The following is a 9430-nucleotide window of genomic DNA, read 5'->3' on the forward strand; positions in this document are numbered from 1 at the left end:
CGCCGTACCGCTTCCGCGCCCCCCGTGCCTGTCTCTTCCGGGATGGAGTCCCCTCACGTGTCTGTGTCCGACGACCGATCTCCCACCACGGCCCGCGGCGCCACCGCGCGGCCTCCGGCCGTACGCACCATCGGCGCCACCCCGCCGTGGGGCCGGGCCGCCGCCGAGGAGTTGCTGGCGACACTGCTCGACACCGACCAGCCGTTCCCCTGCACCTTCGCCGTGGCCGCCGCCAAGAAGGAGTCGCTGCGCTTCGGCTTCGTCGACAGCCCGCACGACGAGAGCACCTGGGCGCCGCTGGCGGGCATCCTGCGCGACTATCTCGACGTCTACCGGACGCTCGGCAAGGACACCTCGCTGGTGGTGCTCTTCCGGCCGGACGACCGGCCGGGCACGCTGGAGGAGTACTTCGACCGGTTCTGGGCGGTGCTCCAGCACCTGCACGACGGGGACACCGAGCCGTGGCCCGCCTCGACCCCGCTGGATCCCGAGGAACTGTGGTGGGAGTTCAGCTTCGGCGGCACCGAGATCTTCGTCGTCTGCAACACCCCGGCGCATCTGGACCGGCGCAGCCGCCACAACCCGAGCTTCATGATCACTTTCCAGCCACGCTGGGTGTTCGAGGGACTCGAGGCCGACACCCCGCGCGGTGCGAAGGCCCGTCAGGTGATCCGCAACCGTATCCGCCGCTTCGACGGCATGGAGCCCGCCGCCGAACTCGGGAACCACGGGGAGGACGGCAACCGGGAGTGGCGCCAGTACTTCCTGCCGGACAGCGCCGAGGGGGCGACCGCCGGGTGCCCGTTCCTGGCGCGGGCCGGTGCGCGGGGCCAGGCGCGCGCGGAGAGCGCCGGGGCGGCCGACTGCCGCGTTCTGGTCAACGACGAGGGTCAGTTCTCGCTGTGGCCGGCGGCCGTTCCGGTACCCGACCACTGGCACGAGACGGGCTTCAGCGGCGGCCGGGAGGCGTGTCTTGAGCAGGTCACCCGCACCTGGACCGACATGCGCCCGGCGGCGTCGCGACGGCGGAGCCTGGAGCGGGTGGCGTGAGCCGATGGCTTGATCGGGTGGCGTAACGGATCTTGTGACCCGGCCAGGCCGCTGTGACCGGCCGGTCGGCCGCGCGGGGTCCTCCGCTGCCCGCGCGGCCGACCGGCCCTGCCGCCGCTACTCCTCGGGAGCCAGCGCGGCCAGGCCGTCGAGCAGGACGTCGAGCTTGCGCGCGAACCAGGCGTCGGGGCTGCCGGTGACGATGCCCGTCAGCGCGTCCCGCAGCCTCGGGTCCACATTGGGCAGCGCGTCCGGCAGCATCTCGCGCCGCAGTTCGGCGGCCTGGTCGGCGGTCTTCGCGGGTTCGTCCCTGCGCTGTCCCGCCAGGAAGAACATCAACACCTGTTCGTGCACCAGGTCGTAGGCGAGTATCGCGTTCTCCGCGCTGAACCCCAGGTCGACCAGGTGCGTGACCGTGCGGTGGCTCACCTCGCCGTAGGCGTCGGAGTCGATCCGCAGCGAGACGATGTGCGCGGCGAGCCCCGCGTACCGGTCGAGCAGCCGGAAGGTGGCCCAGGCGTGTTCGCCCAGGTCGCGCCGCCACTGCCCCTGCGGCTCCGGCCATCGCGCCTGCGTCACGACCGCGTCGACGGCGGCGGTGACCAGGGCGTCGCGGGTCGGGAAGTACCGGTAGAGGGTCGAGTGCTTGATCCCGAGGTGCTGCGCGACGCTGCTCATGCCGAGCTGGCCGAAACCGACCGCAAGCGCCGCGCGGACGATCGCCTCACGGTCCACCTGCGGCGGGCGTCCCAGGCGCGGGGTCCGCAGACCACGGACGGCGGCCGGCCGCTGGACCGGCCGTCCCGTCGGCCGCGTCGGCCGCTCCACCGGCCGGGGCGGCTCGATCGGCTCACTGTTCCTGGTCATGGGCCCTATTGTCCCCCACCGCCGACCGGCGGGAGCAGGACCTCCCGCACCTTTAACAACATAGTGTTGTCAATAGGTTTGGTAAGGCATACCTTCATTACGTTGCCGGGTCGGCCTCCCCGCTCGGGCCCGGCAGCACATCGGCCCATTTCACGCAAGGAGTGCTCATGCCCCCGATCCAGGAGGAGCTGCGCCGCCGCACCCGCCTGACCCGCCCGCAGGTCCGGATACGCCGCGCCGAAGTGGTGCGGACGGCCGAGGTGACCGCGCGGATCCGCCGGGTCACGGTCGGCGGCGAGGATCTGGCGGGCTGCGCGGAGGGCGGACTGCCCGCGGACGCCTGGAAGTTCCTGCTCCCGCCGGACGGACGCGGACCGGTGCACCTCCCGGTCGTCGGCCCCGACGGCATGCCCGGTGACGAGCCGGGCGCGGTCCCGCCGGTCATGCGCGCTTTCACCGTCCGCCGCTTCGACCCGGTGGCCGGTGAACTGACCGTGGACGTCCTGCTGCACGCCGAGACCCCGGCGAGCGTCTGGGCGCGGTCCGCCGCGCCGGGCGACCTCGTCGGTCTCGCCGGGCCCCGGCACGAGTTCTTCGCCTCACCCGAGGCCGGGTGGCACCTGCTCGCGGGGGACGAGGCGGCCCTGCCCGCCGTCGCCGCCATCCTGGAGTCGCTGCCCGCGGGAACCGCGGTGGTCGCCCTTGTCGAGGCGGACGACGAGGCGGACCGTATCGACCTCCCCACCGCGGCGGCGGCCGAGGTGCGGTGGCTCTACCGGCGCGGCGCGCCCGCGGGTGACAGCGGCCTGCTGGAGAAAGCGGTACGCGGCCTCGACCGTCCCTTCGCCGCCGCGCAGGCGTGGATCGGCGCCGAGGCCGGGGCCGTACGATCCGTCCGCCGCCACCTCCTGGACGAACGCGGCCTCCCCCGCCCCCAGTTGCAGGCCGCCGCCTACTGGAAACAGTCGCTGACCAGCGACCAGCGCGACATCGAGGTCTTCACCGCCTACCAGGCGGCCGTCGCGGCGGGCGGCGACCCGGACGACCCGGCCCTCACCACCGAGGCCGACCTGGCCTAGGTCTATTGCCCTGTGAGGGCGTGTCCGGCGGATCATGGGCGGTTCGGGCGGTGGACGCGCCGTCGAGGAGGGCCTTGCGGTCGACCTTGCCGATCGCGGTGAGCGGCAGGGAGCCGACCGGGGTCAGGCGGTCGGGGACCTTGTACGGGGCGAGGCCGCGGGCGCGCAGGAACTCCCCGGCCTCGGCGGACGTAGGGCAGCCGAGGCCGGGCTCCACGACGACGAAGGCGGCGATGCGTTCGCCGAGCACCGGGTCGGGTTCGCCGACCACGGCGGCCTGGCGGACGGCGGGATGCGCGGTGAGCTGTTCCTCGATCTCCTCGGCGGAGACCTTGTCGCCCGCGCGGTTGATGACCTCCTTGATCCGGCCCTCGACGGCCAGATGACCGCTGGGCAGCGCGCGCACCAGATCGCCCGTGCGGTACCAACCGTCGCTGAACGCACGGGCGTTGTGCTCCGGCAGCCGGTAGTAGCCACGCAGGGTGTACGGGCCCCGGGTGAGCAACTGGCCTACGGCGCCGCGCGGTACGTCGTGGCCCTCGTCGTCCACGATCCGCACCTCGTCGGCCGCGCTGAGCGGGCGCCCCTGTGTGGCGAGGACCAACTCCTCCGGATCGTCGAGGCGGGTGAGATTGAGCAGGCCCTCGGCCATGCCGAACACCTGCTGGAGCGCGCAGCCGAGGACCGGCCGTACGCGGGCGGCGGTCGCGGCGTCCGGTTTGGCGCCGCCCACCTGGACCAGCCGCAGGCTGGAGACGTCTTCCGGCAGCCATTCCAGGGCGTCGAGCCACAGGCCGAGCAGCGAGGGGACGAGCGCGGTCGCGGTCACCCGTTCCTCGGAGATCAGCCGCAACGACTCGTCGGGGCTGGGATCGGCGGGCAGCACCACGGTGCCGCCGACGGCCAGGGCGCCGAGCACGCCGGGGCAGGCGAGCGCGAAGTTGTGCGCGGCCGGGAGCGCGGCGAGGTAGACGGTCTCGCGGTCGAAGCCGCAGACCTCGGCGGCGGCGCGGGCGTTGTACCCGTAGTCGTTGTGGGTGCGCGGGATGAGCTTGGGCAGTCCTGTGGTGCCGCCGGACAGCAGGAACAGCGCGACGTCGTCGGCCGGGCCGTCCGGCGGCAGCGGGAGGCCGCGGCGGGCCCGGCCCGCCGCCTCCACGGCGTCGAACGCGGTGAACTCCTGCGCGTCGCCGACCACGAGGATATGCGACAGCTCAACTCCGGGCCGCGCGGCAAGCGTTCTGGCCGTCTCGCGGTAGTCGTGGCCGAGGTAGCGGTCCGCGATCAGATACCCCCGGGCGCCGGAGAAGGCGCACAGGTGACCGACCTCCTGGAGCCGGTGCGCGGGCAGGGCGTACACGGGCAGCGCGCCGATTCGCAGCAGGGCGAAGGTGGCGACCACGAATTCGGGGCAGTTGGGCAGGTGGACGACGATCCGGTCCCCGCCGGTGACGCCGATTTCCAGCAGCCCGCGCGCCAGGTCGTCGGCGCGCGCGTCCAACTCGGCGTAGCTGAGCCTGAGTCCGCCGCCCACGACGGCCGTACGGTCACCGTGCTCGGCTGCGGAGCGGCGCAGCAGCTCGCCGAGCGGACGGTCGTCCCAGTAGCCGTCGGCGCGGTGGCGCGCCGCTTCCTCGGGGGGCCACGGTACGCATCCGGGCAGCATGCGGGTCGTCCTCTCGTCGCGGGCGCGAAGGCGCCGGGCGGGGTCGGGGGGGTGAACCGAACGGCGCGCCGCTACGGCTGAAGCGGCGTCAGGTAGGGCGCGACACTGGCCAGCTTCTCGCAGGTCTCGCGGTACTCACGGGCGGGCTCGGAGACCGCGACCACGCCCGCTCCCGCGCATACCCAGGTGCGGCCCTCGTGGGTGTAGACGGTCCGCAGCGCGAGGGCGGCGTCCAGGTCGCCGTCGGCGGTGGCGCGCAGGACGGCGCCGGAATACAGGCCGCGCGAGCCGGGCTCGTTGGCGGCGATGACGTCGTACGCGGCGGATTTGGGGATGCCGGACGCGGTGACGGCGGGGAAGAGCGCGGCGAGGGCGTCCCAGCGGTCGCGGTCGGCCCGCAGCCGGCCGCGTACCCGCGAGCCGAGGTGGCGTACGCTGCCGCGCTCCTTGACGGCCATGAACTCGTCGACCGCGACGGAGCCCGGGGCGCACAGGGCGCGCATCTCGGTGTCGGCGAGCAGCACCGACACGGCGTGCTCGTAGATCTCCTTGACGTCGGTGCGCAGTTCGGCCCTGGTACGGGCGTCCTGCTCGGGGTCGTCGGCGTGCCGGGCGCGGGTGCCGGCCAGCGGTTGCGAGGTGACCCAGCCGTCCGCCGAGACCTCGGCGACGGTCTCCGGGCTGAACCCGGCGGCCCGCAGGTCCGGCAGGTCGAGCAGGAAGGACCGGGCCGGGGTGTTGGCGCGCCGCCCGGCGGCGTAGGTCGCGGCGAAGTCGAGGGCGAAGGGCACTTCGACCCGTCGGGAGAGGATCACCTTCTCCAGGTCGCCGCGGCCGATCCGGGCCACGGCGTCGGCGACCGCGTCCCGGTACGCGGACGGGTCGTCGGCCTCCACGTCGAGCGGCCGTACCGGCGGCCGGGGCACGGTGTCACGGGCGTGGGCGGCGGCGAGGACCCGGCGCAGCGACTCGGCGTCGGCGCACCGCAGATCGAGCGAGCGTTCGCCGATCTCCACCTCGACGCGCGGCACGAAGACCTGGGCGAGGGGCTGTTCGGGGTCGGCGGGGCGGCGGCCCTCGGCGGCGGGCGCGCTCTCGAAGGCGGCCCAGCCGTATCCGCGCCAGTCCGCCACCGGGGCGTCCGCGAGGGCCGCGCCCAGTTCCCGTATCGCGTGGCCGGTGGTCCGCGACGTCTCCCGCCGGACGCCGTTCCACTCGACGGACACCCGGTCCTGACGGACCGTCACCGAGCCGAGGGCGCCGCCCGCGAACCACCAGCGGCCGTCCTGCTCGTAGACGGCCGTCCGGTCGAAGAGACCCGAACGGGCCAGCCGTACGGCGGTGGTGAGCGGGTCGTGGGTCCCGGCGACGCGGGTGCGGAGATAGCGCGGCGGGGCGGCGGCGAGCGGGCCCGCGGCGGAGGGAGCGTGAGTGGTCACGGAGGAAACCGTCCTGGTGTCATCGGCGGAATTCCCGCGGCTGCGACCGGAGTCGTTCCGCGGAGGTCAGAGAGCACGAAGAACGACGGGAGGGGCTGGGGATACGCACGGGATCAACCGGGTAGTGAATGACGGGATGTCGCAAAATACTTAGGATAGCCTTGCCTAAGCGTGATGAGCCTAGCTAGCATCCGCCGGTGTGTCCACGTGTGATCCGAAGCCGGTACCGCGTCCAGGGGACCGCCGCAGCGGCGGCCTCCCGGGGCCGGTGCCACTGATCGAGCGAGGGGAACAGTGACGCCGAATCCAGTGGGACCGTCCGCGGCCGGGACCGACCCAGCAGCGCCGTCCGTGACAGCGCCGTCCGCGACCGCCGGGGCGCCGACCGCCGGGGCGCCTGCCGCGACCGGGGTGGCGGGCATCTCCAACCGGACGCCGGAGAGACTCGACCTGGACCGCCTGCGCGGCACGGTCGCCGACGTCCTCGGCATCGGTCCTGAACAGATCGGGGACGGCGACAATCTCGTCGCCCTCGGGGTCGATTCGGTCAAGGTGATGACGATCTCGGCGCACCTGCGCAGATACCGGGTGAGGGTCGGCTTCGCGCGGATGATCGAGGAGCCGACCCTGGAGGCGTGGTGGCGGCTCATCGGTGAGGGATCCGCCGGCGGAGGGCGCGGTGACACCGTCCGGGCCGCCCCGGACGCCGGCCTGGCCGGCCAGGTCCGCAGCGGCGAAGGGCGGAGCGTATGACGTCGGCTCCCGTCACCGGCTCACCGTGGCTGCGTACGTTCCGCAGCGCGGGGACCGGGCCGCCCACCCTGGTCCTGTTCCCGCACGCGGGCGGGAACGCCGGCTTCTACCGGTCGCTCGCCGACCGCTTCCCGGACGGGATCGAGGTGCGGGCGGTGCAGTATCCGGGCCGCGAGACCCGCGCGGGCGAGCCGCTGATCGACGACATGGGCACGCTCGCCGACCTCGCGGCCGACGCGCTGTCGCCACTGCTCGACCGGCCCCTGGCGATCCTCGGCCACAGCATGGGCGCGCTCGTCGCCTACGAGGTGACGCGCCGTCTGGAGGCCAGGGGCGCCGCACTGGAACGGCTCTTCGTCTCCGCCAGGCACCCTCCCGCGGCGCATGGGCTGACCAGCCGGGACCGGCACCTGCTGGACGACGACGGGTTCGCCGAGATGCTGCGCGACACCGGAGGCACGCCGTCCGCGCTGCTGGACGACCCCGAGATGCGGGCGTACCTGCTGCCCATCGTCCGCAACGACTACCGGCTCATCGAGACCTACGTCCCCTCCCCCGGTCCCCCGCTGCGCACCGGCGTCGTGTCGATCGCCGCCGAGGACGACGGGACGGTGACGGCGGCCCAGGTGGAGGGCTGGCGCAGGACCACCGGCGGCTCCTTCGAGCATCTGACCTTCTCCGGCGGCCACTTCTACCTGCTGGAACAACCCGACCGGCTCACCGCCACGGTCCTCACCCGGCTCGGCTGGGACCGCTGAGGAGGCGCGCGGCCGAGCGGTGACAGGCGGCGGGATGCGTAACGGCTCTGTGCCGTAAACGAGTTGACGACCGCCGCTCGATCCGGCCTGCCCGCAGCCCCGGCACCGGGAGAGCGTGCCGCACCCGCACGACACCTCGAACCGCACCGCATCACGCACCGCATCACGTAGCCGCACGGCGTCCGCACCGCACACGGCACCAGGCCCGCGCCGGTCAGCCGTCACGGACCGCACCGACCCAATCGCACAAGGGAGTTGACTTTCGTGGCCCATGGCATACCTCTGCCGCCCGGTGCGGCGGACCCCGTCGCCGTCGTCGGGATGGCGGTCCGCCTTCCCGGCGCCGGGACACCGGATGCCTTCTGGCGGAATCTGCGGGCCGGTGTCGAGTCGGTCAGCACCTTCACCGACGACGAGATGACCGCCTCCGGGCTGTCGCCGGCCGCGCTCGCCGATCCCGCGCGGGTCAGGGCCAGGCCGGTGATCGACGGTCCCGAACTGTTCGACGCGGCCTTCTTCGGCTACAGCCCCGGCGAGGCGGCGGCCACCGACCCGCAGCACCGGCTCTTCCTGGAGTGCGCCTGGGAGGCCCTGGAGTCGGCCGGGTACGACCCGCGCGGCTTCGGGACCGCCGACGCGGTCAGCGTCTACGCGGGCACCGGGCCTGACAGCTACTTCCTGCACCACCTCCACCCGCACCAGGCGGCGGCCGGGCCCGGCGCGGGGCCCTTCCAGAATCTGCTGGGCAACAGCGGCGACTTCCTCGCCTCCCGGGTCTCCTTCAAGCTCGACCTCACCGGGCCGAGCGTCACCGTGCAGGCCGGATGCTCGACCTCGCTCGTCGCCGTCCACCTCGCGGTGCAGAGCCTGCTCGGCGGCGAGTCGGATCTGGCGCTGGCGGGCGGCGCCACCGTCTACTTCCCGCAACGCGCCGGTTACGTGTACCGCGAGGGCGGCGTCAACTCCCCCGACGGGCACTGCCGGGCCTTCGACGCGGACGCCGCGGGCACCACGCCGGGCGACGGAGTCGCGGTGCTCGCGCTGCGCAGGCTCTCCGACGCGCTCGCCGCGGGCGATCCGGTCCTCGGTCTGATCCGCGGCACCGCGGTCAACAACGACGGCGCGGCCAAGGCCGGATTCACCGCCCCCGCCGTGGACCCGCAGAGCGATGTCGCCGCCGAGGCGCTGGCCGTGGCCGGGTTCGACCCCGCCGACATCGACTACGTGGAGGCGCACGGCACCGGGACGCCGATGGGCGACGCCTTGGAGATCACCGCGCTCACCGAGGGCTACGCCGGTGCCCCGGTGGGCAGTTGCCGCCTCGGTACGGCCAAGCCCAACGTCGGCGACACCTGGGCGGCGGCGGGCGCGGTCGGGCTGGTCAAGGTGCTGCTCGCCCTCGAACACCAGGAGCTTCCTCCGGTCATCAACCACACCGCGCCGAATCCGGCGATCGACTTCGCGGCGAGCCCGTTCCGCCTCAACACCGAGGTCACACCGTGGAAGCGGGGCGACCGGCCGCGCCGCGCCGCCGTGCACACCTTCGGGATCGGCGGCACCAACGTCCATGTGGTGCTGGAGGAAGCGCCCGAAGTCGCCGTTTCCGCCAGCGGATTCGGCACGGCCCGGGAGCCGGACGGATGGCATGTGCTGCCGCTGTCGGCCCGAACCGACACCGCGCTGCGGGCCCAAGCCGCCCGACTGGCCGCGCACTTGGAGCAGCGGCCCGGTCTGCCGCTCGACGCTGTCGCCCACACCCTGCTCACCGGCCGCGCCCGCTTCGCCCGCCGCGCGGTCGTCCTCGCCCGCGGTCGTACG

8 protein-coding genes are annotated in these 9430 nt (G+C 73.7%); 5 read left to right on the forward strand and 3 right to left on the reverse strand.

Annotated elements, in window-relative coordinates:
- Positions 1–57: 57 nt before the first annotated feature.
- Positions 58–1050, forward strand: a complete 993-nt coding sequence (locus BGM09_RS37200; protein ID WP_317453042.1) for a YqcI/YcgG family protein — start codon at positions 58–60, stop codon at positions 1048–1050.
- 117 nt (positions 1051–1167) lie between these two features.
- Here the strand turns inward: BGM09_RS37200 and BGM09_RS37205 are convergent, their stop codons facing one another.
- Positions 1168–1917, reverse strand: a complete 750-nt coding sequence (locus tag BGM09_RS37205) for a TetR/AcrR family transcriptional regulator (RefSeq protein WP_223188139.1) — start codon at positions 1915–1917, stop codon at positions 1168–1170.
- Between the two features lie 167 nt (positions 1918–2084).
- Here BGM09_RS37205 and BGM09_RS37210 point away from each other — a divergent pair, with 167 nt between their 5' ends.
- Complete coding sequence (locus BGM09_RS37210; protein WP_188286185.1) at positions 2085–2996, forward strand: siderophore-interacting protein; 912 nt, start codon at positions 2085–2087, stop codon at positions 2994–2996.
- Here the strand turns inward: BGM09_RS37210 and BGM09_RS37215 are convergent.
- Complete coding sequence (locus tag BGM09_RS37215; RefSeq protein WP_188286186.1) at positions 2971–4662, reverse strand: (2,3-dihydroxybenzoyl)adenylate synthase; 1692 nt, start codon at positions 4660–4662, stop codon at positions 2971–2973. The two genes, BGM09_RS37210 and BGM09_RS37215, sit on opposite strands and share 26 nt — an antisense overlap.
- Before the next feature lie 71 nt (positions 4663–4733).
- Entirely contained in the window at positions 4734–6101 is a 1368-nt protein-coding gene (locus BGM09_RS37220) for a salicylate synthase (protein WP_188286187.1), read from the reverse strand.
- A 351-nt stretch (positions 6102–6452) separates the two neighbouring features.
- Here BGM09_RS37220 and BGM09_RS37225 point away from each other — a divergent pair, with 351 nt between their 5' ends.
- The 3 genes from BGM09_RS37225 to BGM09_RS37235 all read left to right on the forward strand — a co-directional run.
- Positions 6453–6854, forward strand: a complete 402-nt coding sequence (locus tag BGM09_RS37225; protein WP_188286188.1) for a phosphopantetheine-binding protein — start codon at positions 6453–6455, stop codon at positions 6852–6854.
- Positions 6851–7612 (forward strand): thioesterase II family protein, encoded by a 762-nt coding sequence (locus BGM09_RS37230; protein ID WP_188286189.1) that lies wholly within the window; start codon positions 6851–6853, stop codon positions 7610–7612. Before BGM09_RS37225 ends, BGM09_RS37230 begins: the two co-directional genes overlap by 4 nt.
- Before the next feature lie 264 nt (positions 7613–7876).
- Positions 7877–9430, forward strand: a 1554-nt coding sequence (locus BGM09_RS37235) for a beta-ketoacyl synthase N-terminal-like domain-containing protein (protein WP_188286190.1), incomplete at its 3' end; no start/stop codon positions are given.

Source organism: Streptomyces sp. CBMA29, assembly GCF_014596445.1.
Taxonomy (GTDB): Bacteria; Actinomycetota; Actinomycetes; order Streptomycetales; family Streptomycetaceae; genus Actinacidiphila.